Source organism: Xanthomonas citri pv. citri, from assembly GCF_000961215.1.
Classification (GTDB): domain Bacteria; phylum Pseudomonadota; class Gammaproteobacteria; order Xanthomonadales; family Xanthomonadaceae; genus Xanthomonas; species Xanthomonas cissicola.
This window is the reverse complement of the sequence record NZ_CP008998.1, coordinates 532,968-556,371: the sequence shown is the minus strand read 5'-3', so window position 1 is coordinate 556,371 and position 23,404 is coordinate 532,968. Positions and strand designations below refer to the sequence as shown.

General features: G+C 65.1%; 18 protein-coding genes and 2 pseudogenes. 12 read left to right on the top strand and 8 right to left on the bottom strand.

What is annotated here, in order from left to right; all coding sequences use genetic code 11:
• Nucleotides 1-296: 296 nt before the first annotated feature.
• Nucleotides 297-1,893: pseudogene (locus AMD14_RS24960) on the top strand (M4 family metallopeptidase).
• Nucleotides 1,894-1,991: 98 nt separating this feature from the next.
• The gene (locus AMD14_RS02890) at nucleotides 1,992-2,477 is read left to right on the top strand and encodes an Mpo1 family 2-hydroxy fatty acid dioxygenase (protein WP_011050334.1); all 486 of its coding nucleotides are present in this window, start codon (nucleotides 1,992-1,994) and stop codon (nucleotides 2,475-2,477) included.
• Between the two features lie 211 nt (nucleotides 2,478-2,688).
• Here the strand turns inward: AMD14_RS02890 and AMD14_RS02885 are convergent, their stop codons facing one another.
• The gene (locus AMD14_RS02885; protein WP_011050333.1) at nucleotides 2,689-3,591 is read right to left on the bottom strand and encodes an NAD-dependent epimerase/dehydratase family protein; all 903 of its coding nucleotides are present in this window, start codon (nucleotides 3,589-3,591) and stop codon (nucleotides 2,689-2,691) included.
• A 167-nt stretch (nucleotides 3,592-3,758) separates the two neighbouring features.
• Between AMD14_RS02885 and AMD14_RS02880 the strand changes: the two genes are divergently transcribed.
• From AMD14_RS02880 to AMD14_RS02855, 6 genes are read left to right on the top strand one after another with little or no spacing between them, the layout of a single operon-like run.
• Entirely contained in the window at nucleotides 3,759-6,587 is a 2,829-nt protein-coding gene (locus tag AMD14_RS02880; RefSeq protein WP_011050332.1) for a monovalent cation/H+ antiporter subunit A, read from the top strand.
• Nucleotides 6,587-6,961 carry a Na+/H+ antiporter subunit C gene (locus AMD14_RS02875; protein WP_003486358.1) on the top strand — a complete coding sequence of 125 codons (375 nt, stop codon included), beginning with the start codon at nucleotides 6,587-6,589 and terminating at the stop codon, nucleotides 6,959-6,961. Before AMD14_RS02880 ends, AMD14_RS02875 begins: the two co-directional genes overlap by 1 nt.
• Nucleotides 6,958-8,502, top strand: coding sequence for a monovalent cation/H+ antiporter subunit D (locus tag AMD14_RS02870; protein ID WP_011050331.1), 1,545 nt, complete (start codon nucleotides 6,958-6,960; stop codon nucleotides 8,500-8,502). The genes AMD14_RS02875 and AMD14_RS02870 overlap by 4 nt, the downstream gene beginning before the upstream one ends.
• On the top strand, nucleotides 8,499-9,005 hold the full coding sequence (locus AMD14_RS02865) for a Na+/H+ antiporter subunit E (protein WP_003486362.1): 507 nt from the start codon (nucleotides 8,499-8,501) through the stop codon (nucleotides 9,003-9,005). Before AMD14_RS02870 ends, AMD14_RS02865 begins: the two co-directional genes overlap by 4 nt.
• Nucleotides 9,002-9,286: a K+/H+ antiporter subunit F gene (locus AMD14_RS02860; RefSeq protein WP_003486364.1), complete on the top strand. Its 285-nt coding sequence runs from the start codon at nucleotides 9,002-9,004 to the stop codon at nucleotides 9,284-9,286. Before AMD14_RS02865 ends, AMD14_RS02860 begins: the two co-directional genes overlap by 4 nt.
• Nucleotides 9,283-9,702, top strand: a complete 420-nt coding sequence (locus tag AMD14_RS02855) for a Na+/H+ antiporter subunit G (RefSeq protein ID WP_005912632.1) — start codon at nucleotides 9,283-9,285, stop codon at nucleotides 9,700-9,702. Before AMD14_RS02860 ends, AMD14_RS02855 begins: the two co-directional genes overlap by 4 nt.
• Before the next feature lie 426 nt (nucleotides 9,703-10,128).
• Here the strand turns inward: AMD14_RS02855 and AMD14_RS02850 are convergent, their stop codons facing one another.
• Nucleotides 10,129-10,743: a hypothetical protein gene (locus tag AMD14_RS02850; protein ID WP_015462803.1), complete on the bottom strand. Its 615-nt coding sequence runs from the start codon at nucleotides 10,741-10,743 to the stop codon at nucleotides 10,129-10,131.
• A 164-nt stretch (nucleotides 10,744-10,907) separates the two neighbouring features.
• Here AMD14_RS02850 and AMD14_RS02845 point away from each other — a divergent pair, with 164 nt between their 5' ends.
• Both AMD14_RS02845 and AMD14_RS25175 read left to right on the top strand, forming a co-directional pair.
• A complete protein-coding gene (locus AMD14_RS02845) occupies nucleotides 10,908-11,462 on the top strand; it encodes a hypothetical protein (protein WP_015462802.1) in 555 nt (184 codons plus the stop codon).
• 1 nt (nucleotide 11,463) lies between these two features.
• A pseudogene (locus AMD14_RS25175) lies at nucleotides 11,464-11,647 on the top strand (hypothetical protein).
• Nucleotides 11,648-11,792: 145 nt separating this feature from the next.
• Here the strand turns inward: AMD14_RS25175 and hmgA are convergent.
• From hmgA to hppD, 3 genes are all read right to left on the bottom strand, one after another.
• Nucleotides 11,793-13,106 carry a homogentisate 1,2-dioxygenase gene (gene hmgA, locus AMD14_RS02840; protein ID WP_015462801.1) on the bottom strand — a complete coding sequence of 438 codons (1,314 nt, stop codon included), beginning with the start codon at nucleotides 13,104-13,106 and terminating at the stop codon, nucleotides 11,793-11,795.
• A 99-nt stretch (nucleotides 13,107-13,205) separates the two neighbouring features.
• Entirely contained in the window at nucleotides 13,206-13,535 is a 330-nt protein-coding gene (locus AMD14_RS22670; RefSeq protein WP_011050327.1) for an endonuclease domain-containing protein, read from the bottom strand.
• 220 nt (nucleotides 13,536-13,755) lie between these two features.
• Nucleotides 13,756-14,871 (bottom strand): 4-hydroxyphenylpyruvate dioxygenase, encoded by a 1,116-nt coding sequence (gene hppD, locus AMD14_RS02835; RefSeq protein ID WP_005931586.1) that lies wholly within the window; start codon nucleotides 14,869-14,871, stop codon nucleotides 13,756-13,758.
• 123 nt (nucleotides 14,872-14,994) lie between these two features.
• On the opposite strand from hppD, the gene AMD14_RS02830 reads away from it, so the two are divergent.
• Complete coding sequence (locus AMD14_RS02830; RefSeq protein ID WP_011050326.1) at nucleotides 14,995-15,483, top strand: MarR family winged helix-turn-helix transcriptional regulator; 489 nt, start codon at nucleotides 14,995-14,997, stop codon at nucleotides 15,481-15,483.
• A 377-nt stretch (nucleotides 15,484-15,860) separates the two neighbouring features.
• On the opposite strand, the gene AMD14_RS02825 is transcribed toward AMD14_RS02830, so the two are convergent.
• From AMD14_RS02825 to AMD14_RS02815, 3 genes are all read right to left on the bottom strand, one after another.
• Nucleotides 15,861-16,451, bottom strand: a complete 591-nt coding sequence (locus tag AMD14_RS02825; RefSeq protein WP_003486379.1) for a thioredoxin family protein — start codon at nucleotides 16,449-16,451, stop codon at nucleotides 15,861-15,863.
• Nucleotides 16,452-16,462: 11 nt separating this feature from the next.
• Nucleotides 16,463-17,983: a peptide MFS transporter gene (locus AMD14_RS02820; RefSeq protein WP_015462800.1), complete on the bottom strand. Its 1,521-nt coding sequence runs from the start codon at nucleotides 17,981-17,983 to the stop codon at nucleotides 16,463-16,465.
• 453 nt (nucleotides 17,984-18,436) lie between these two features.
• Nucleotides 18,437-19,333 (bottom strand): tryptophan 2,3-dioxygenase, encoded by an 897-nt coding sequence (locus tag AMD14_RS02815; RefSeq protein WP_003486387.1) that lies wholly within the window; start codon nucleotides 19,331-19,333, stop codon nucleotides 18,437-18,439.
• Between the two features lie 432 nt (nucleotides 19,334-19,765).
• Between AMD14_RS02815 and AMD14_RS02810 the strand changes: the two genes are divergently transcribed.
• Nucleotides 19,766-23,347, top strand: coding sequence for a lamin tail domain-containing protein (locus AMD14_RS02810; RefSeq protein WP_011050324.1), 3,582 nt, complete (start codon nucleotides 19,766-19,768; stop codon nucleotides 23,345-23,347).
• Nucleotides 23,348-23,404 lie beyond the last annotated feature (57 nt).

Here is a 23,404-nt window from a genome sequence, read left to right as displayed (position 1 = left end):
ATCGCAGCCCCCCCCAACGCGCTGGCGCAGCGATGCGGCGCAACGCCGTCTAGAATCGAGGCATTGCGCGCATGCTTGGCCGCAGCGGCCAATAACACCATGCATCCGCTGCGCCTCTGCGATGTGCGCCACAGCGGAAAGTGGCCGGGCGCACAGAACGCAACACATCCGTAATTTTTACTACTGTCCAGTTAGTGACTGTGCAAGCGTAGCTGCCGGCACCCAAGGTGCCATCGGCGACCGGCTGTCGGGGGGCTGCCGGTCTTTGCATTGCACGTTTTCTGGAGAGAGTCGTCATGCAATTCCATGTCCTGGGCGCGGCAATCTGCTGCGCGCTCTCGTTTTCTGTTGCCGCAAACGCTGCGGATATGTCGGCCAATGCCGCTGTGTCGCGCGCGCAATCGTTATTGGGGAACAACGCATCGGCATTGGCCAATCGCGCCGGCCGACGCCTTTATCGCACGCGACAGCATCGTCGATGCCGACGGCACCGAACATGTGCGTTTCGATCGCACCTATCAGGGTCTGCCGGTGATCGGTGGCGACGTGGTCGTGCACTCGCGTCGCGGTGTGATGCGTGAATTGAGCCAGACCATGGACACTACGGTGCGTCCGAGCCTGCTGCCGGGGATCGATGCGGCAACCGCATTGCGTGTGGCCGGTTCGCACTTCGATGTGGCGCAGGATGCCGCGCCGCGTGCGAGTCTGGCGCTGTATGCACGCCAAGGCGCGCCGCGCCTGGTGTACGAGGTAATTTACAGCGGCGTCAAACCCGACCAGACACCGACCGAGATGCATTACATCGTCGATGCGGTGACCCAGCGCATCCTCGAATCCTGGGATACCGTGCATACCGCCTGTAGCGGCGGCACCAGCGCCGCTGGCACAGGACGTTCGTTGTATGCGGGCAGCGTGACGGTGAACACCACGCGCTGCAGCAGCACCAGCTACGAACTGACCGATCTCAGTCGCGGCAGCGGTGCGACCTACAACATGCGCAACAGCACCTCCGGCAATGGCACGCTGGTCACCGATGCCGACAATGCCTGGGGTAGCGGCACCACCGGCGATACGGTCACCGCAGCGGTCGATGCGCATTATGGCGTAGCGTTGACCTGGGACTATTACCGCACTACGCATTCGCGCACAGGCATTGCAAACGACGGCGCCGGTGCGCGAAGCCGGGTGCACTATGGTAGCCGCTACAACAACGCCTTCTGGCAGGACAGCTGTTTCTGCATGACCTTCGGCGATGGCGACGGCAGCACGTTCACGCCGCTGGTATCGGTGGATGTGGCCGGCCACGAGATGACCCACGGTGTGACCAGCCGGACCGCCGCTCTGACCTACTCGGGCGAATCGGGCGGTTTGAATGAGGCCACGTCCGACATCATGGGCACCATGGTGGAATACTCCGCTGCCAACAGTGCCGAGCCGGGCAATTATCTGATCGGCGAGAAGATCATTCCCAACAACAGCACCGGGACACTGGCGTTGCGTTACATGTTCAAGCCAAGCCTGGATGGCAAATCGCCCGATTGCTACAGCAGCAGCCTGGGTTCGCTCAATGTGCACTACAGCTCGGGCGTGGCCAATCATTTCTACTATCTGCTGGCCGAAGGGGCGGTGGTGCCGAGCGGGTTCGGCTCGGGCACCAGCTACAATCTGACCGCGACCAGTCTGGTCTGCAGCGGCTCCACGGCGCTCACGGCGATCGGCCGCGTCGCGGCCAGCCGTATCTGGTATCGCGCACTGACGGTGTACATGACCTCGTCCACCAACTACGCGGCGGCCCGTCGGGCCACGCTGAGCGCGGCCACCGATCTGTACGGCAGCACGTCCACGCAATACCGCGCGGTAGCGGCGGCGTGGAGCGCGGTCTCGGTGAACTGACGGGCGCGTCCCTCGTCATGCCACCAAGGCGTGGCGGGGGGCACATCTGCCATGGCGCCATCCGCGCGCGTATGCTTGGGTCATTCCTGGGAGGGAACATGACCCAAAGCACCACGACCGCGCGACCGATCGAGCGCTATTTCGCCAGCTATTCCGACGATCATCAAAACGCGACCAATCAGCAGATCCACGTGCTGGCGGTGCCTGCAATTCTGTGGTCGGTGGTGGCGCTGTTGTGGTGCATCCCGGTCGGCGGCAGCTGGTTCAGCAGCGGCGTATGGGCCGCGCTGTCGATGTTTGCGGCGTGGTCGTACTACAACCGGCTGTCGCGCCCGCTGGGGCTGGGGATGCTGGGGATCTTCTTCTTCTTCGGCTGTCTGTGCCGGTTGATCGAAGGCCGCACCGGGCTCGGGGGCCTGTTCACCACCGCGCTGACAGTGTTCGTGTTGGCGTGGATTGCACAGTTCGTCGGCCACAAGATCGAGGGCCGCAAACCGAGCTTTCTGACCGATCTGACCTATCTGCTGATCGGGCCGATCTGGGTGCTGGCCAAGGCATATCGCCAGCTGGGCTGGCGCTACTAGAGCGTGTGATGCACGTTGAGATGAGATGCGTTGGCCGCCAGCGGTGCGGCGCGGGTGCTGCGTGGCGCCGGCTTGGCTGGCGCCAAGGCAAGCCGCGCGACGCCCGCGCCATGCCGCTGACGGCCAGCCCTCCGGAAGCGCCCTGTGGCGCGTCGCACTCACCTCAAAGGACATAACACGCTCTAAGCGCGGACGGCAGACCAGCCAGGCATCACTCGCCGATTCCGAGCTCTTCCGGCAGTGGGCGAAATGCGCGCGGCGCGTAGCCGAAATCGCGGCGTGCCGGCTCCAGATCGAACACCAAGTCCTCGCGCATGCGCTGTAGCGCGGCGGCATTCAAGCCCCGCAGGCGGCCCAGGCGTTGCGCTGCGGTGAGTGCAAGACCGAACAGGCTCGGCGGCACCTGATACAGACGTGCAGCCCGTGGCAGCGCTTCCAGTACGCGCTCCACCATCTGCGTGTACGCCAGCACTTCGCCGCCGCCCACGGCATAACTGCGCTGCTGGGTGGCCGGCTGGCCAACCACCGCCAGAGCCGCGCTGGCCAGATCGTCCACATGCACTGGCTGGCGCAGGCCAGTCGCGTTGGCCGGCAGTACGAACGCACCGGTGCGCTGCGCCAGCCCGGCGATCTGGGTTAGCGTTTTGTCGCGTCCGGCGCCATAGACCAGGGTCGGGCGCAGCACGGTGGCACTGGCCCCACGCGCGAGAGCGGCGGAAAACAGCGCCTGTTCGGCATTGGCCAGACGCTGGGCCACGTCGCGCTCGGCCGCATCGATGGAGTGTTCCTTGACCTCAACGCTGGTGGAACCGAACGCGACGATGCGCGGCGCTACCACCGGGTTCTCGGCATACCAGCGTGCGAAGTGGTCGAGCGGACCGCAGCTGAAGATCACCTCGAACGCCTCGCCGGCAGCTGCCGGTACGGCCAGATCGCCCTGCCGCCAGACCAGCCCGGAACGCGCCGCGCGTGGCTGTCGCGACCATGCCGTCACCTGCCAGCCGCGGCTCAACAATCGGGTCAGCAGACGTTCGCCGATCTGACCGCTGCCACCGAAGACCAGGGCGCGCGGCGCAGATGCAGCGGTGGACGGAGCGGGATTGGCGGCAGTCACGGGGCAGCTACGCAGGCATGAATACCTGCAGCATACCGAGTGCGGCCCGGCGATGTGCAGCCAATCCGGCCTTGCTTCCGGGCTGCACGCCGCGGCGGCGTTGACGCGGGCGTCAGTCAACGGTTTGTTAAGCTCTCTGGCCTGCTCGCGAATCTTGTGTTCCCTGCATGCCTTTCTCGTTGGAAATTCTGCTGGCGCTGCCGTTCGTGATGGCCGCTGCCGCTGCGCTGCGCTGGCGCACGTCCCGTTCGATCACTGCGTGGTTGGCTGCGGCCGCGCCGTTGGCCGGGCTGGTGCTGCTGGCGCTGTTGACGCCAGCGGTGCTGCGCGGCGAGGTGATTGCCAGCGACCATGCGTGGCTGCCGCAGATCGGCTTGATGCTTTTGTTGCGGCTCGATGGGCTGGCGTGGATGTTTGCGCTGCTGGTGCTGGGCATCGGCGCGCTGGTGGTGCTGTATGCGCACTATTACTTGAGCGCACGCGATAGCGCGTCGCGCTTTTTCGCTTATTTATTGCTGTTCATGGGCGCAATGCTCGGCATGGTGCTGTCCGGCAACCTGCTGTTGCTGATGGTGTTCTGGGAACTCACCAGTATCAGCTCGTTCCTGTTGATCGGGTTCTGGTCGCACCGCAAGGACGCGCGCGAGGGCGCACGCATGGCGTTCGTGCTGACTGCCGGCGGCGGCTTGGCCTTATTGGGCGGCGTGTTGATGATCGGCCGCATCGTCGGCAGTTTTCAGCTGGATGCGGTGTTGGCCGCCGGCGATGTGATCCGCGCCAGCCCGCTGTATCCGTACGCGCTGGGCTTGGTGTTGCTGGGCATCTTCACCAAGAGCGCGCAGTTCCCGTTCCACTTCTGGTTGCCGCACGCAATGGCGGCGCCCACGCCGGTGTCGGCGTATCTGCATTCGGCCACGATGGTGAAGGCCGGCGTATTTTTGCTGGCGCGCTTGCATCCGGCGCTGGCCGGCACGGATCTGTTTTTCTATACGGTGACCAGCATCGGCGCGATCACGGTGTTGTTGGGCGCCTGGCACGCCATCTTTCAGCACGATCTCAAGGGCGTGCTGGCGTACTCGACCATTTCGCACCTGGGCCTGATCACGATGCTGTTCGGCCTGTCCACGCCGATGGCGGTGGTGGCCGGCGTGTTCCACCTCATCAACCACGCGGTATTCAAAGCGTCGTTATTCATGGCCGCCGGCATCATCGACCATGAGACCGGCACGCGCGACATGCGCAAGCTGGGCAATCTGCGCCGGTTGATGCCGGTGACCAGCGCATTGGCCATCATCGCCTCGCTGGCCATGGCCGGTATTCCGCTGCTCAACGGCTTCTTGTCGAAGGAAATGTTCTTCGCCGTTGCCCTGGATACCGAAGCGCCGCAACTGATGCGCATCCTGGCCAGCACGGCTGCGTTGCTGGCCGGCCTGCTGGGCGTGGCGTACAGCCTGCGCTTCGTGCACGACACCTTCTTCGGCGATGGTCCGCGCGAGCTGGACACCACGCCGCACGAGCCACCGCGCTGGATGCGGATTCCGGTGGAGGTGCTGGTGCTCATCTGTGTGGCGGTGGGCATCGTGCCAGCGTGGACAGTGGCGCCCGTACTGCGCGCCGGTGCCACCGCGATCCTGGGCGACCGGCTGCCCGACTACAGCCTGGCGCTGTGGCATGGCGTCAATTTGCCGTTGGCGATGAGCGTTGCCGGCATCGTCGGCGGTGCGTTGTTGTACATCGCACTGCGTCGCACGCTGGATCTGTACGCGATCCAGAACCGTTCGCCGGGCAAGGCGATGTTCCAGTGGAATTTACGTGCCCTGTTCGCTGCCACCGCACGCATGACCGACGCGGTCACCAACGGCAACCTGCAGCGCATGTTGATGCTGCTGGTGCTAAGCGCCGTCGTGGTGGCGCTGGTGCCATTCCTGCAAGGCGGTACATTGCCGCAATGGCCTGCACCCATGCCAATGCCGGCACTGGGTTGGATGGTGTGGTTGTTGATGATCGCATGCGCCCTGGGCAGCCTGTTCCTGTATAAGCAGCGCCTGCTGGCGGTGCTGGTGCTCGGCGGCACCGGGCTGGCGGTCAGCCTGACGTTCGTGTTCTTGTCGGCGCCGGATCTGGCACTGACGCAGTTGCTGGTGGAAATGGTCACGCTGGTGCTGATGCTGCTGGCGATGAACTATCTGCCGGAGCGCTCGTTGCCCGAACGTGCGCGGCTGCGCAAGATTCGCGATGCGGCCATCGCCATCGGCGGCGGCGCGGGTCTGGCGGCATTGGCGTATACCTTGATGACGCAACCCAGCCATTCGGTCGCCGGCGAACTGCTGCAACGTGCCCTGCCCGAAGCGTATGGGCGCAATGTGGTCAACGTGATCCTGGTGGATTTTCGCGGCTTCGATACCTTTGGCGAGATCACCGTCTTCGCCATTGCCGGGCTGGTGGTGCACGCCTTGTTGCGCCGCGCGCGCATGGCACCGGAGCGCACCATGCCGGGGCCGCCGATCAAGCTGCCGGTGCCGGCCGATCTGGCGCAGATCATGTTCCCGCTTACGCTCACGGTGTCGCTGTTCCTGTTCCTGCGTGGGCACAACGCGCCGGGCGGTGGCTTCATTGCCGGGCTGGTGCTGGCAGTGCCATTGCTGATGCAGTACGTGATTCAGGGGGCGGCCTCGGTGGAGTCGCGCTTTGGTTTCGACTACATCCGCCTGATCGGCATCGGCTTGTTGTGCGCGCTGGTCAGCGGCGCAGGCTCGCTGGTCTTCGGGCTGCCGTTCCTGAGCAGTGGACATCTGGAAATTCAGCTACCGCTGTTGGGCGAGCTGGAACTGGCCAGTGCACTGGGCTTCGATATCGGCGTGTATCTGGTGGTGTTCGGTGCGGCGATGTTGATGCTGTCGATGATGGGCACGATCAAACCCTCGCGTACGCGCAGTTCCCAGCGCGGCGAGATCGACCCCACCCAACGTTCGACACGTACCGCGGAGCAGCATTGATGGAATTGGCAGTGGCAAGCGCGATCGGCGTCCTCACCGCATTGGCGATCTATCTGCTGCTGCGCGCGCGCAGCTTCGATGTGATCCTGGGCATGACCTTCCTGTCGTACGCCACCAACCTGCTGATCTTTGCCGGTGGGCGCTTGCGCAGCGGCCAGGCGCCGGTGTTGCGCGACGGCGTGCCGGCCGAGCTGATGCATCACAGCGACCCGCTCCCGCAGGCCTTGGTGCTGACCGCCATCGTGATTGCGTTTGCGATGACGGCCGTGAGCCTGGTGCTGGCGATCCGCAGCCGTAGCGACAACGGCAGCGACCACGTGGATGCGCACGAAGATGCCGCGACCGGCACGGATCCGCGGCAGGCCCGGCGATGAACCATCTGCTGATCCTGCCCATCCTGATCCCGATGCTGGGCGCGTCGGCGTCGTTATTTGTCGAACACCGCCGCTATGGGCCACGCGTGCAGCGCAGCGTGGCCTGGGTCAGCATGGCCTTGTTGGCCGCAGCGGTCATCGCCTTGTTCGCACGCGCTGCCGACGGCGAGATCCTGGTCTATCTGCTCGGCGACTGGCCGGCGCGCATCGGCATCGCGCTGCTGGGCGACCGCTTGTCGGCGTGGATGCTGTTGACGACCTTGATCCTGGGTTCGGCGTGCCTGCTGCATGCATGCGCAGGCTGGGACCGGCGCGCACCGCATTTTCATGCGTTGTTCCAGTTCCAGCTGATGGGCTTGAACGGTGCGTTCCTGACCGGCGACATCTTCAATCTGTTCGTGTTCTTCGAAGTGATGCTCATCGCCTCCTACGGCCTGCTGCTCAGCGGTGGGCGCGGGTTGCAGATGCGGGTGGGCCTGCATTACGTGGTGTTCAACGTCTGCGCGTCGACGTTGTTCCTGATTGCGCTGGGCCTGCTGTTCGGTGTCTTCGGCACGCTCAACATGGCCGAGCTGTCGCAGCGCATTGCCGATCTGCCGGCGCAGGATGTGCCGTTGGCAAAGGCCACGCTGGGCTTGTTGCTGCTGGTGTTCTGCAGCAAGGCCGCGTTGCTGCCGCTGTATCTGTGGCTGCCGGAAACCTATTCGCGCGCACCGGCGGCGGTGGCCGCATTGTTCGCCATCATGACCAAGGTAGGGTTGTATGCAACGCTGCGGGTGTCCTCGTTGTGGTTTGGCGCCGGTGCCGGCGCGCTGCACGGCTTCGGTCGCCATGCGCTGTTGTGGCTGGGCATCGCGACGCTGCTGATGGCCGCGTTCGGGGTGATGGCCGCATCGCGGCTGCGGGTGATGGTGTCGTACCTGGTGGTGTTTTCGGCAGCGACCCTGTTCATCGCGTTTTCGCTGGACGATGCCGGCGCACTGGGCGCAGGGCTGTATTACCTGCCGCACAGCAGCTTTGTGGCCGCTGCGTTGTTCATGGTGTCGGACCTGATCCGCCGCCGCCGCGGCAGTGCCAGCGACCGCAAGGAAGTGGTGGCGCCACTGCCGGGGCGGGCCATTCCAGGCACGATGTTCATGATTGCCGCGGTGGCGGTGGCCGGGTTGCCGCCGCTGCCCGGCTTTCTGGCCAAGGCGGCGTTGCTGCAGCACGTGCCCCAGGGCCTGGTCGGGCCGGTGTGGGGCGCGGTGCTCGGCAGTAGCCTGCTGGTCGTGATCGGCCTCACCCGCGCCGGCGTGCGGTTGTTCTGGCGGGTGCCGGCCGCGGCGGAAAATGCGCCGGAACTGCAACCGCCGCGACGTGGCCGCATGCGTCCGGTGGAGACCGCCGCCACGGTGCTGTTGCTAGGCGGGTTGGTTGCGATGACCGGCGCCGCAGGTCCCTTGATGCATTACACCGATGCGGCCGCTGCGCAGTTGCGCGACCCCGGCGCGTATGTGGACCAGATACGCGCCACCACGCCGCAACGGAGGCAGCCATGAACACGCGTCTGCCACTGCGTCGCCGCGTATTCCCATCGCCGCCGCTGAGCGTAACGGTCTTCGTCTTCTGGCTGCTGCTCAGCGATAGCTTCGGCCCGCAGCAATGGGTCTTGGGCATGCTGCTGGGCGTGGTGGTGCCGATCTTCGCGGCGCGACTGGACCGCGAGTTCGCACAGATCGGCTCGTTGCGCTCGGTGCCGCGCATGCTGCTGGTGGCCGCGGGCGACATCGTGCGCTCCAACATCAAGGTGGCTGCGCAGGTGCTCGGACCCGAATCGCATATCCATCCCGGCTTCATCTGGGTACCGCTGGATATCGCCAACATTCACGGCATCGCCGCGTTGACCAGCATGATCACGCTGACGCCGGGGACCGTCTCGGCCGCGCTGTCGGACGACCGTAAATATCTGCTGGTGCACGTGCTGCATCTGGACGATCCGGAGGCCTTGATTGCCGAGATCAAGACCCGCTACGAAAAGCCCCTGATGGAGATCTTTCCATGACCGGCCACATGTTCATCGAGTCGACCATCGTGATCTGCATGCATGCGGTGGGCCTGGCCATCCTGATGGCCTTGTGGCGGCTGCTGCGCGGGCCGACCGTGCCAGACCGCATCCTGGCGCTGGATACGCTCTCGGTCACCGCCATCGCCGAATTGATGCTGCTGGGCATGTATCTGGATTCACCGATCTATTTCGAGGCTGCCCTGGTCATTGCGATGCTGGGCTTCGGCAGCACCGTGGTGCTGAGCAAATACGTGCTGCGGCGGAGCATCGTCGAATGATCGCCTTCACCGAATACCTACTCAGCGCCTTGCTGCTGGCGGGCACGTTCTTCATCCTGATCGGCGCTTTTGGCCTGGTGAAGCTGTCGGATTTTTTCAAGCGCCTGCATGCACCGACCAAGGCGAGCACGCTGGGCGTGGGCTGCGTGCTGCTGGCCTCGGTGGGCTACCACCTGTTTCTGGGTGTGGACCCGCAACCGCGCGAATTGCTGATCACCGTGTTCCTGTTCATCACCGCACCGATCAGCGCGCACTTGATGGCCAAGGCGGCGCTGTCGCTGATGATGGAAGACCGCCCGGAAGTGCCGAACCACGGCGACGCGCAGCAGGAAGGGTTGCCGCAGGTCAAAGGCGATGTTGGCGAGAACGAAGACACCGAGAAGCAGCATCCGGGGCCTGCGTCGGAGGGTGGCTAAGGCGTTGTTGCTCGGCCTGGATGGCTTACGATCAGATTCCGCACCTGCTCAGCACCTTCTCAACGGCGCGACCAGCTGACGCGGTAGTCAGCGCATGACGCATCGACTCACGAGCGCTCACTTCGTGCGCTCGCAACCGCAGATGGGCATGCAATCGCGTCGTGACGCGACTCACCGATCATGCACAGCGCAACGCCACCGTTGCGCAGAGCGATTCTGCGACCGCCCACCATCGCTAACCGGCGCGCCCCTTGGGCCGATCGGGTGACGTCCATGCTGGTCCACGTGCCGCGGCCTGACACTCGAGCCATTGCGCGGCCGATTCAGGTGGAAGCGAGCTGTCGTATCGCAGCAGGAATTGCCCACCCTCCCCGAGCGCAGGATACAAACGCCTGCGCAACACGACATCACCATTCACCTCGCATTTCAGCCGCAGCCTTCGACGTAATCCACCTGCGGCGGTTTGCCTACGCGCCAGCTGGCGACTTTACCGTCTGCATCGGTCTCGAACACCAGCGCGGTCTGCGTGGCTGCGCCGGGCAGGCGCAGCGTCAGCGCGCCTGGAATGTACTTATGCGGCTGCTCGGTCAGGCCGTCGGGGTACAACGCACGCAACTGCGCCAGGTTCATGCCGACCTTGCCGCCGCCCGGCGCCGTCTCCTTCGGTTCGCTGGTCTGGAAGCGCACCAACTGCCCGCCTTCGAACATGAAGCCGAAGAGACGCGCATCGCTGGTCCACTGTGGGCGCAGCAGGTAACAGCCATCATCGGTTGCCGCTTCGCCTCGCAAATCCCCACCCCAGGCAGCCCGCGCCTGGCTGGCATCCATCCCGAAGCGCAGATCGCCATAGCCATCCATGCGCGCAAGCGCAGCGGGGTCCGGCTGTGTGTGCGGTGGAAATGTGCCAGCTGGCGCCGTAGCCGGTGGGACGGTGGCGGCCGGTTGGTCGTCAGCGGCCGCAACCGGTGCGTGGTCGGCGCTGGCGGGCGCGGGCGATTGGTCGGCGCGGTTGCAGGCGGTCAGTACGAGCAATGCGCTCATCAGGCCCAACAATCTGGATGTCATCTGTGCATTCCCTGGACGTGCGCTACAGCGTACACAGCTGCCATCGCGACCATGTGGAGAGCGTGCGACACACCGTCGCAGTCATGTCATCGGCGCTTCATTGGCGGGCGTCACGCTGTTGGCTTCGCAGGACCGCCGCCATGATCCCACGCAAGACCGAGCTCGCCCTGACCACGCTGCAATCGCACCGCAGCCCGCTGACGCTGCTGCAACGGCGCGCGTTGATCCTGGCCGACGGCCAGCGCGATCTGGCGACGCTCGCCATGCTGCTGGGCGGCGACGGCACTGCCTTGCTGCATAGCCTGTGCGCGATGGGGTATCTGGATCTTGGTACCGCTGCGGGCGGCGCTGCGGGTCAGGCGCGCAGTACGGCAGCCACCGCCGCGCTGCCCGATGTGGACCAAGCAGGTATGCCCCGGCCGGACGCAGGGCCCACCGACGAAGAGCTGCAGCGCCTGCGCCGCCGCGCAGCGACCAATGCACGCCTGTACCTGCTCGATATCCTGCAGTTGCAACGCAATGCCCTCGCCGCTGCGCTGCATCGGCAACTGCACGCCGCGCGCGACGAAGATCAGATCAGCACGACCATCGCCGAGGCGTTGCAGGCCCTGCCGCAGATCACGTCGGCAAGTTATGCCGAACGCGTCCGCGCACGGATCGGCGAGCTGCTGCCGGAGACATTGCAAGCCGCGTGATCTGGCAGTCTTGGCCAGCGCGCGCCGACTGGCGCTTGCCGAGTCGCTCAACACGCAGCGAGGGCTGGAGCTGATCGCTGCATCACCGCAACGGCAGCAGCCCGCGCACCGGCAGCACCGATCGCAATCACAGCGCCGACGCGCAGACAGCGCAGCTGCAGCACCGCGGCTGCGGTCTGGCTTGAGCGCAGCTGACACCCTGCTGTTCGGCCGCCAGGCGCAGGCGGCTGGTACTCGGGACAGGTATCTAGCCGCCATCCACGCCATGCACTCTGTGCCTGAGCAACGTCCGCACCAACTGACAATTGCTTACGAGATTTTGGTTGCGCGCTAGGTTGCGTCTTCCGTTATCGGCGGTTGAAATGCAGCGCGTAGTCCGGACCAGCACTGCTGGTAATCGGCTTGCCGATGGGCGGCGCTCAATGCCTGCTGCGTAGGGCGCAACACCGCACGCGTTTCGAACATGAAGGCCATGGTGTCGGCGATCACGTCCGGGCGCGTGAGATCTGCCTGTGAAGCCTTGTCGAAGGTGGCCGCATCCGGGCCGTGCCCGCTCATGCAGTTATGCAACGAGGCGCCACCGGGCGCGAAGCCTTCGGCCTTGGCATCGTAGACGCCATGCACCAGGCCCATGAATTCGCTGGCGACATTGCGATGGAACCACGGCGGGCGGAAGGTGTGCTGTGCTACCAGCCAACGCGGCGGGAAGATCGCAAAATCCATGTTCGCAGTCCCGTGCGTGTCGCTGGGCGAGGTCAGCACGGTGAAGATGCTGGGATCGGGATGATCGAAACTGATCGAGCCGATGGTGTTGAAGCGACGCAGGTCGTAACGATAGGGCGCGTAATTGCCGTGCCAGGCGACGACATCCAGCGGCGAGTGACCGATGTCGGCACGCCAGAGATGGCCCTGGAATTTGGCCACCAGTTCGAACGTGCCTTCGCGTTGTTCGAAGGCGGCATGCGGCGTTTCGAAATCGCGCGGATTGGCCAGGCCATTGGCGCCGATCGGCCCCAGATCGGGCAGGCGCAGCAGGCCGCCAAAGTTTTCGCACACATAGCCGCGCGCGGCGGCGTCCAGCAACTCGACGCGAAAGCGCATGCCGCGTGGAATCACACCAATCTGCTGCGGTTCCAGCGCCAGCACGCCCAGCTCGGTATGCACGCGCAGCCGGCCCTGCTGCGGCACCAGCAGCAGCTCGCCGTCGGCGTCGTAGAAGAAGCGATCCTGCATGGAGGCGTTGGCCGCATACACATGCACGCCAACGCCGGACATCGCTTCGGGCCCGCCATTGCCGGCCATGGTGTAGAGGCCGTCGACAAAATCGGTGGGCACCGACGGCAGTGGCAATGGGCTCCAGCGCAACTGATCCGGCGGCACCGGGCCCGCACCGAAATCGTTATGGAAGTGCGACTGCTCGACCAGCGAGAAGCTGCCATGCACGGCGGCAGGGCGAATGCGATACAGCCAGCTGCGCCGATTTTGACCACGCGGCGCCGTGAACGCGGTGCCGGATAGCTGCTCGGCATACAGGCCGTGCGCCACACGCTGCGGTGAGTTCTGGCCGATCGGTAGACTGCCGGCCACCGCCTCGGTTGCGAACTCATTGCCGAAGCCGGTCATGTAACGCTGGTCGTTGTGCATGGGTGCGTCCGGATGTTGATCCGCCCTCCATGACAGCAGAAGGTTGGGATCGCGTTGGATCAAGCCGCTCTTACCGAAAAAGAGCTGAAGCCTGGCGAATCAAGCCCCTCTCCCACCGGGAGAGGGGTTGGGGTGAGGGTACGGCGTAGCGACCATCTTGCAGATCGTCTCAACCACCGCATCCAGCGAAAGCAATACATCATTGTTCCAGAAGCGCAGTACTGTCCATCCTTGTGATTGAAGCCACTGCGACCTTGCCTGATCGCTAGAAGCATCGTGCTGCGATCCGTCCAACTCGATGATCAAGCGTCTTTCGATGCAACAAAAATCTGCGATGTAGGGCGGAATCGGATGCTGGCGCCGGAACTTCAAACCGTGCAGCTGCTTGCTACGTAAACAGCGCCACACTGCACGCTCTGCATCGGTCATCGTTGTACGTAATGCGCGTGCATGGGGTGCGTGTGGCAGTGGGTAACGGCGGTTTGATTTTCATCGCTCCACCGTACCCTCACCCCAACCCCTCTCCCGTGGGGAGAGGGGCTTTGAGCGCGTGCGGTCTTACGGATTCTCTTGTCAGACAACCAAGGCCCGCTGAAGTGACGCATCAAGATCTTGCCTTAAGCGAATCACCAATCCCTAATCCCAGCCCTCAAAGCACCCCACGCTTCATCTGATCGCGCTCGATGCTTTCGAACAGCGCCTGGAAATTGCCTTCGCCAAAGCCTTCGTTTCCCTTGCGCTGGATGATCTCGAAGAAGATCGGGCCGATGCAGTTGGTGGTGAAGATCTGCAGCAGTTTGCGCTGTTTGGTATCGGGGTCGGCGTCGATCAGGATCTTGTTGCGGCGCAGGCGTTCGACATCTTCGCCATGCGCGGGGATGCGCAGGTCCACCACATCGAAATACGTGTCCGGCGTATCCAGGAAACTCACGCCGGCGGCGCGCATCTTTTCCACGCTGGTGTAGATGTCGTCGGTAAAACAGGCGATGTGCTGGATACCTTCGCCCTGGTACGCATCCAGATACTCGTTGATCTGGCTCTTGGGGTCGGAGGATTCGTTGAGCGGGATGCGCACGATGCCGTCCGGCGCGGTCATCGCCTTGGACACCAGGCCGGTCTTGGCGCCCTTGATGTCGAAATAGCGGATCTCGCGGAAGTTGAACAGGCGCTCGTAATAGTCCGACCAGCGCTGCATGTTGCCGAAATACAGGTTATGGGTCAGGTGGTCGATGAAGGTCAGTCCGAAGCCGGCCGGGTGCTGGTCGGCACCGTCGATCGGCTCGAAATCGGCGTCATAGATGCTGCCGGCCTCGCCATAACGGTCCACCAGGTACAGCATGCAATCGCCGATCCCCTTGACCACCGGCGCCGGGACCGCGCGGGTGTCGGGCTTGTTCTGCACGGCTTCGCCGCCGTTGCCCAGCACCGTCTGCAGCACGGTCTCGGACGGGGTGCGGAAGCGGATGGCAAAGCCGCAGGCGCAGGGGCCGTGCGCGGCGGCGAAATCGGCAGCGAACGAATCGGGATCTTCGTTGAGCAGGAAGTTGACCCCGCCCTGGCGATAGACGGTAATGGGGCGGCTGCGATGACGCAGCACCGCGCTGAAGCCCATCTTGCGGAAATAATCGTGCAGTTGCTCCCCCTGGCCGGCCGGTGCGGCGAATTCGACGAATTCGAAGCCGTCGATGCCCATCGGATTGTCGAAGGTGGTGACCTGCATGCCAGGATCCGGGCGGGTCGCAGTGGTGTTCGGTTGTGCGCTCATCGTCGTTTCTCCACGCTTGGGGGGGCCGCAGGGCTATGCGGAGTAGCAGAAGACCCGCGAGAATGCGCAGGCCACCCTCGGTTTGTAGTTGCAAATGAAACCAAAATCAAGACACAGTGCAACATGAGCGATCTCGACAGCTCCCACCCGCCGCAACATCCCGTGCTGCTCAACCTCGAGCAGTTCCTGCCGTATCGCCTGAGCGTGCTGTCCAACCGTATCAGCAGCAACATCGCCAAGGTATACGGCGATCGTTACGGCATGGCGATTCCCGAGTGGCGGGTGATCACGATCCTGGCGCTATACCCGGGTTCGTCGGCCAGTGAGGTCTCCGACCGCACGGCGATGGACAAGGTCGCGGTCAGCCGCGCCGTGGCGCGCCTGCTGGAGCGCGGCTTCATCCGCCGCGAGACCCACGGCGACGATCGGCGCCGCTCGATGCTGGCGTTGTCGCCGGCCGGGCGGCAGGTCTACGAGACCGTTGCGCCGCTGGTCAACGAGATGGAGCAACGGTTGATGTCGGTGTTCAGCGCCGAAGAACAGCAGGTCCTGGAAAAGCTGATCGACCGGCTGGCCAAGGACGGGCTGCCGCGCATGGTCAGCAAGGACTGAGCAGCGCACGCTGGGAGCGAACGCGCGGTGCCTTGGTGCCGCGCAGGATCTGATCCAGTTGCAATCGATGCTGGCGTACGGCGCTGGTGCAGCACTGGCATCGATGCGGTGCCGCGGCACTGCAGTGGCGCGATTTCGATAGCTTGTCAGCGCGATCGGTCGCGCCTCTTCGCTGGCTCGCCAGCCACACATCGCCGCAGGACGTTACGCGCCGGTGTGCGCTGCCATCGCCAGCAAGACCTCATTACCTCAGGCCAAGGCAGCGCTCGTCAAAGAGAAGACTGGCCGCGTGCGCGCCAGGCGATAGCCATCGCACGATGCAAAACAAAACCCCCCGCAGCAGTGCGGGGGTTTTTGTTTGACGCGTTCGCGCAGCATCAGGCCTGCGGTGGCGCCCACTGCTTGAGGAAGTCGAACAGCTTCTTGCGGTCGAAGCCCTCGCCCTTGCGCAACTCCGGGCCGGACTGCGTGGTCAGCAGCTTGCCGTCGCTATCCAGCACCAGCAGCGACGGAGCGTCGTTGAGCTGGGCGAACGCCGACAGGAAGGCGGCGTTCTCGTTGGCCGCATCGCGGTTGACCTTGACCACCACGAAGTGCGCGTCGCGGAAGCTGCGCAGCTCGGCATCGCCGCCCATCAACTCGTCCAGCGCCTTGCAGGGCTCACAGGCGGCATTGCCGACGTTGAGCACGATGCGCTTGCCGCCGCGCTTGGCCTCGACCTTGGCCGTCTCCAGATCGGCGGCCGGATCGCGCGAGGGGTCGTATTGCGCGTTGAGCGCGGCAGCCGCGGCGATGTCGGCCGCGGTCGGCGTATTGCCCGAGGACACCGGCTGGCTGGGATCGGCGCTGGGCGGCTTCTGCATCGAGGTATCCAACGGCTTCGGCGCGTCCTGCGGGCTGCTGGTCTGCCCGCAGGCGCTCAACAGACCGGTCAGCAGCAGGCCACAGACAAGGGGCTTGATCGGCATCGCTGTTCTCCTCACTTCACACCATGCATCAATTTATTGATCAGCGGCGCGATCAGGAACAGCAACGCGCCGGCGCCCACCAGCGCCCAGAACCCGAACGTATACCCACCCAGCGCCGAGGACACGCTCATGCCTTCGTTTCCGCTGACATGGCCGGCGAAAATGCCCGACAGGTTATTGCCGATGCCGGTGGACAAAAACCAGCCACCCATGCCGAAACCGACCAGGCGTACCGGGGCCAGCTTGGTCACCATGGACAGGCCGATCGGCGACAGGCACAGCTCGCCGACCGACTGGATGACGTAGACCATGAACAAGGTCCAGAACGGGATCTTGCCGGCGTCGTTGACCAGGCTGGACAGCGCAAACATCAGCAGCAGGAAGGCCAGGCCGTTGAACAGCAGGCCCAGGCCGAACTTGCGCGGGATCGACGGATTGAAGCGGCCGGACTTGACCCAGATCCAGGCGATGACCGGTGCCAGCGCAATGATGGCGATGGAGTTCACCGACTGGAACCACGCGGTGGGGAAGGTCCAGCTGCCGAAGTTGCGGTTGACGATGTTGTCGGCCAGGAAGGTGAACGAGCTGCCGGCCTGTTCGAAGAACATCCAGAACAAGACGTTGAAGGCGAAGATGATCAGCATCGCAATCACCTTGTCGCGTTGCACCTTGCCTTCGCGGATGCCTTCCACCAGCAGCATCACCGACAGGCCGATGAACAGCACCGTCAGCAGGATCTGCAACACATCCGCACCGACCGCGAGCAGGAAGTACACGCCCGGAATCGCCAGCAGGCAGCCCACCAGCACCATCAGCACACGGCCCATGCCCTGCGCGTTCGGCGCCGGTGCGCCGATGCCCTTGAGCTGGACGCGGCCGAACCAGAACCACACCAGGCTGATCAGCATGCCCACGCCGGAAGCCATGAACACCATCTTGTAGGACGGCATGACGTCAGTGCCGAACACCTTTTCGGCCAGCAACTGGGTCAACACCGGCGAGATCATCGCGCCCAGGTTGATGCCCATGTAGAAGATGGTGAAGCCGCTGTCGCGGCGCGGATCGGCCACCGAATACAGCTTGCCGACCATGGTGGAAATGTTCGGTTTGAACAAGCCGTTGCCGACCACCACGGTGGCCAGGCCGATCTCGAACATGGTGGGGTCGGGAATGGCGATCAGGAACAGGCCGGTCGCCATGACCGCGGCCCCGACCAGGATCGAGCGCTGGTAACCGAGCACGCGGTCGGCCACGTAGCCGCCGAAGATCGCCGCCGCGTACACCAGCGCCAGGTAGGCGCCATAGGTTCGCCCCGCCGGCGCCTGGCCGGTGGCATCGCCATTGAAGAACTGCGCCACGATGTACAACACCAGCGCCCAGCGAATGCCGTAGAACGCGAAGCGTTCCCAGAATTCGGTCATGAACAGCAACCACAACGGCCGCGGGTGGCCGAGCAACGTGGGGAACTCGGGGGGCGCCGGCGGCTGCGGCGGTTTGGAGGCGGATGTCGGCGCGGTCGCGTCAACGCTCATAGAGGTCCCTTGCGTATTCAGTGATGGCTGGGTGCACCGAGGCGAGCCCGGGCGACGCGCGAGGATCACTTAGACGTCATGTACGCGTCAAATTCGCCGGAGTCGGCGACCTGATGGCGGTGGGTGGGAAGAACCTCTGCACCGCCTCCCTTCTCCCGTTGGGAGAAGGTGCCCGAAGGGCGCATGAGGGTGCGATTTCGCGGATTGGTGCCGTTTGCGGAGATGTCCCCGTTAGCAACTAGCTGATCCCTGGAATAACGCCCGTACCCTCACCCCAACCCCTCTCCCGCAGGGAGAGGGGCTTGAGCGCACGGCTACGCGGGTGCGCTGCAGCTCCTTGCGGAATTCGCTCCTTGCAGTGCCTGCTTCTGGCGTTCGGATTTCTTGTCTTTGCTGATTTCGCCTGACCAAGCGACCTGCCCCAGCCAGTCCGGCCCAGCTTCGCTGCGTTGCTCAGCTACCCGCCGTACCAGCATTGCCCTGGGATGAACGAGTTTCCACGCCCACCGAGGTGCGCACGTCGAACAGTTCCGGGAAAAACGTCAGTGCCAGCGCCTGCTGCAGGAAGCCGACGCCGCTGGAGCCGCCGGTGCCGCGCTTGAAGCCGATCACCCGCATCACCGTGCGCATGTGGCGGAAGCGCCACAGCTGGAACTGGGTTTCCACATCCACCAGGTCCTCGCACAGCGCGTACTCGCGCCAGTAGCGGTCGGTGTTTTCGTAGATGCGCTCGAAGACCGGCCGCAGGCTGTCGTCGGCCACGTGTGCGGCGGTCCAGTCGCGGGCCTGGTACTGCTGCGGAATTGCGTGCCCGAAGCGCGCCAGATAGCGCAGGAACTCCTCGTACAGGCTGGGCGCTTCCAGCGCCTCGCGCAGCCGCGCCTGGCCCTGCGGGTCGTACGCGAACACCTGCAGCATCTGCGGATTCTTGTTGCCGAGCAGGAACTCGATATAGCGGTATTGCAGCGACTGGAAGCCCGACGAAGGCCCCAGCACATCGCGAAACCCCATGTATTCGCTGGGGGTGAGCGTTTCCAGCACCGACCACTGCTCGGTCAGTTGCCGCAGTACCTGCTTGCTGCGCGCCAGTACCTTGCGGCATTGCCAGACCTCATCGCGCTGCAGATGCACGATGGCCGCGCGCAACTCGTGCGCCAGCAGCTTCAGCCACAACTCGGAGGTCTGGTGCTGGATGATGAACAGCATTTCATCGTGATGCGCCGGCTCGGACAGCGGCTGCTGCGCAGACAGCAGTTGGTCCAGCCGCAGATAGCCACCGTAGGTCAGCCGCCCCTCCAGGTCGGTGTGGATGCCGGGTTCCAGGTCACGCAGGTTCTTGTCGACGGGCATGGCATCGCGCTGAAGATCGGGCCACGCAGGGTAGCGCAGCGGCGGGGATTCGGGATTCGGGATTCGGGATTGGCAGATGGCAGATGGCAGATGGCGAAGCGTATTCGGCCACGCCATCGCCGGCCCTGCCTGGCTGCTTGCAGCCCCGGCGGGATTGCCTGAGGGGATCGGGGCCAGCGAGATACCTGCGCAGGTGCCTCGTAGAAAATCCGCATGCACCAGTGGCCCACCCAGGTCCCAGCGTCGGGCCCGCTTCTTTCACCTCTGAACCACTCAGCAGGCGTGCGGTGCGGTCTCAGCCACTGCGCCGCTGTCACCATATCGTCAACCTAGGTCTGCAAATTCATGCAGAATCGAACGGCGCTGCCGGCCAGGGACGTGGCCGGACCAGGGGAGCGTTTCACGTCTCAAGGATCAGGGGACTCTCATCTCATGCATGTGTTGCAGCGTCGTGCAGCCGTATTTTTGTGTGCGCTGGCCGTGGCCGGCCACGCCAATGCCCAGGTCGTCATCAGCCAGGTCTACGGCGGTGGCGGCAATAGCGGCGCCACCCTCCGCAGCGATTTCATCGAGCTGCACAACATCGGCAGTACCCCGGTCAGCCTGGATGGCTGGTCGGTGCAGTACGCCTCCGCGGCCGGCAGCAGCTGGCAGGTCACCCCGTTGGCGGGCACTGTCCCGGCAGGCGGCTATTACCTGATCAAGCAGGCCGATGGCAGCGGCGGCAGCGTGGCGCTGCCCACACCCGATGCCACCGGCACGCTGGCCATGAGCGGCACCGCCGGCAAGGTGGCGCTGAGCAATCGCGCCTCCGCGCTGAGCGGCACCTGCCCCCCCGGCAATGCCGACCTGGTCGGCTACGGCAGCACGGCCAGCTGCGCCGAAGGCAATGCGCCCACGCCGGCCCCCAGCAATACCCTGGCCGTGCTACGCGGCAACGACGGTTGCACCGATACCGACAACAACGCGGCCGATTTCGCCACCGGCGCGCCGGCCCCACGCAATGCCGCCAGCCCCGCGCGCCTGTGCAGTGGCGGCGGCCAGCCGGTCGCCACGCTGGCCGATGTCGGCCAGGCCGAAGGCAACAGCGGCACCCGCAGCTTCGTGTTCACGCTGAGCCTGAGCCAGCCGGCCGGTGCGGGCGGGGTGAGCTTCACCGCCGCCACTGTCGATGGCACCGCCACCGCCGGCAGCGACTACATCGCCCTGCCCGCCACCACCCTGCGCATCGCCGCTGGCGAACGCAGCGCCACCATCTCCGTCGATGTCCTGGGCGACACCACGCCCGAGCCGGATGAAAGCTTCCGCGTGCAGATCAGCGGGGTCACCGGCGCGCTGCCGGCCACGCTGAGCGCTACCGGCACCATCCTCAACGACGACTTCAGTCTGCTGCCGATCCACGCCATCCAGGGCAAGGGCGCACGTTCGCCGCTGGAGGGCCAGGTAGTGGCCACCTCGGGCATCGTGACGGCACGCCGCAGCGCCGGGTTCTTCCTGCAGGCGCCCGATGGCGAAGCCGACGCCGACCCGTCCACCTCCGAAGGCGTGTACGTCTACACCGGCAGCGCACCGCCGGAAGCGGCCGCCATCGGCAACCGGGTGCGCGTGCAGGGCACGGTCATCGAATACGTGCCCACCGCCGACCCGACCCAGCCACCGCTGACCGAGATCGGCGGCAGCGTCACCGTGCTGGCCGATTCCACCGGCAACCCGTTGCCGATGCCGGTGGCGTTGAGCGCGAACTTCCCCAACCCCAATGGTGCCTACGACCAACTCGAAGCGCTGGAAGGCATGCGCGTGGCCGCCGCCAGCCTCACCGTCAATACCCCCACCGGCGGCAGCGTCAACGAAACCAACGCCACGGCGACCAGCAATGGCGTGTTCCATGCCGTGGTCACCGGCGTGCCGCGCGCCTACCGCGAGCCGGGCGTGCAGTTGCCCGACCCGCTGCCGGCCGGCTCGCCTGCCGGCGTGCCGCGCTGGAATACCAATCCGGAAGTGATCGCGGTGGGCAGCGCCGGCGTCGGCGCCGAGCGGCTGGACCTGGCCTCCGGCTGCCAGGTGCTCGATGTGGTCGGCCCGCTGGATTACAGCTTCCGCCGCTACACGCTGTACGCGGAACGCACCCCGCAGGTGAGCTGCAACGGTGCCGACCAACCACGCCCCGCACCGATGCCGCAGGCCGACGATGTGGCCGTGGCGACCTACAACATGGAGCGCTTCTTCGACGACCAGAACGACCCGGCCATCGGCGAACCGGTGCTCACGCCGGCCGCCTTCCAGGCCCGCCTCAACAAGGCCTCGCTGGCGATCCGCAACTACCTGCACACACCCGATATTTTGGGCACGGTGGAGGTGGAAAACCTCGGGGTGCTGCAGACCCTGGCCGCACGCGTCAACGCCGATGCGGTGGCCGCCGGCCAGCAGGATCCCAAGTACGTGGCGTACCTGCAGGAAGGCAATGACGTCGGCGGCATCGACGTCGGCTTCCTGGTCAAGACCGCAGACATCGCTGGCGGCGTGCCGCGGGTGGAAGTGCTCTCGATCGCCCAGGAAGGCAAGACCACCACCTGGACCGAGCCGGGCGGCGGCGTGAGCCTGCTCAACGACCGCCCGCCGCTGGTGCTCACCGCCAACGTGCATCAGGCCGAAGGCCGCACGCTGCCGCTGACCGCCATCGTGGTGCACCAGCGTTCGCTCAACGGCGCCGAAACCGACGATGCCGCCGGCACCCGCATCCGCGCCAAGCGTCAGGCGCAGGCCGAGTATCTGGCGCGCCTGCTGCAAACCCGTCAGCAACTGAATCCCGACGAAAAAGTGCTGGTCATGGGCGACTTCAACGCGTTCGAATTCAACGACGGCTACGTGGACGCGATGGGCACGGTCACCGGCAAACCGGCGCCGGATGCGCAGACCGTGGTGGGCGGCGATGGCGCCGATCTGGTCAACCCGGATTACACCGACCTGACCTGGTTCAACACGCCCGACCAGAGCTACTCGTACGCCTTCGACGGCAACGTGCAGTCGCTGGATCACATCCTGGCCAACGAGGCGCTGATGCGCGCGCCGCAGATCGCGTCGTTGTCGGTGGGCCATGCACGCATCAATGCCGACTTCCCCGGCACCGCGCGCAACGATGCCAATACACCGACGCGGTTGTCCGACCACGATCCCACCGTGGTGCTGTTGCGCATGCGCGAGCAAGTCAATGCGGACCTGGGCGTGGCAGTGACTGCTGCGCGTGATCAGGTCGTCGAAGGCGAGCGCATCGACTTCAGTGTGGATGTCGAAAACCGTGGCCCCGACAGTGCGGCGTTCGCTGCGGTTGCCTTGGCGTTCGATGCCGCCGTGAGCCCACGCGTCACCGCAGCACCTGGCTGGGTCTGCCAACCGCCGCAGACCGGCACCCAGACGGTGGTCACCTGCACCATTGCATCGCTGGCAGCCGGTAACGCGCAGAACTTCTCAGCGCAGGTGGAGGCTGGTGCGGCGTTGGCCGGACGGACGTTGACCCTGGCTGCATCGGTGGCTTCGCAGACTCCCGATCCGCAGTCGGGCAACGACACCGATGCGGCCAGCGTGACCGTACAGGCGCAACCCCGCAGCGACCTGGCGGTACGTTTCGACGGCCCGAGCGCCCTGCCGAGCACCGCCTTCAATGCCACCTACCGCGTGCTGTTGGGCAATGTCGGCGCCGCACCGGCGCAAGGCCCCAGCCTGGTAATCGAAGGCAACACGGTGTCGGCGTTGTCGCAGTTGGTACCGCCGCAGGGATGGCGTTGCGACAAGCAGACGCAGTCGCTGCGTCGTGCCCGCTTTGTCTGCAGCACCGCCGCAGTGGTACTGCCCGGTGCGCAGGCAACGTTCCAGCTGACCGTGGCGGCCAGGCCCATCCCGGCCGAAGGCGCGGTGCGGGTACAGGCCACGGCGACCTCCAGTTCGCCCGATGCCAATCCGGCCGACAACACTGCGCTGATCGTGACGCCGATCGGCGGAGGTGACGGGCGCCGCTAATCGCAGTGCAACACGTCGCAATTCTCTACTGCGACAAAGGGCGCGGCTCGGTCCGCG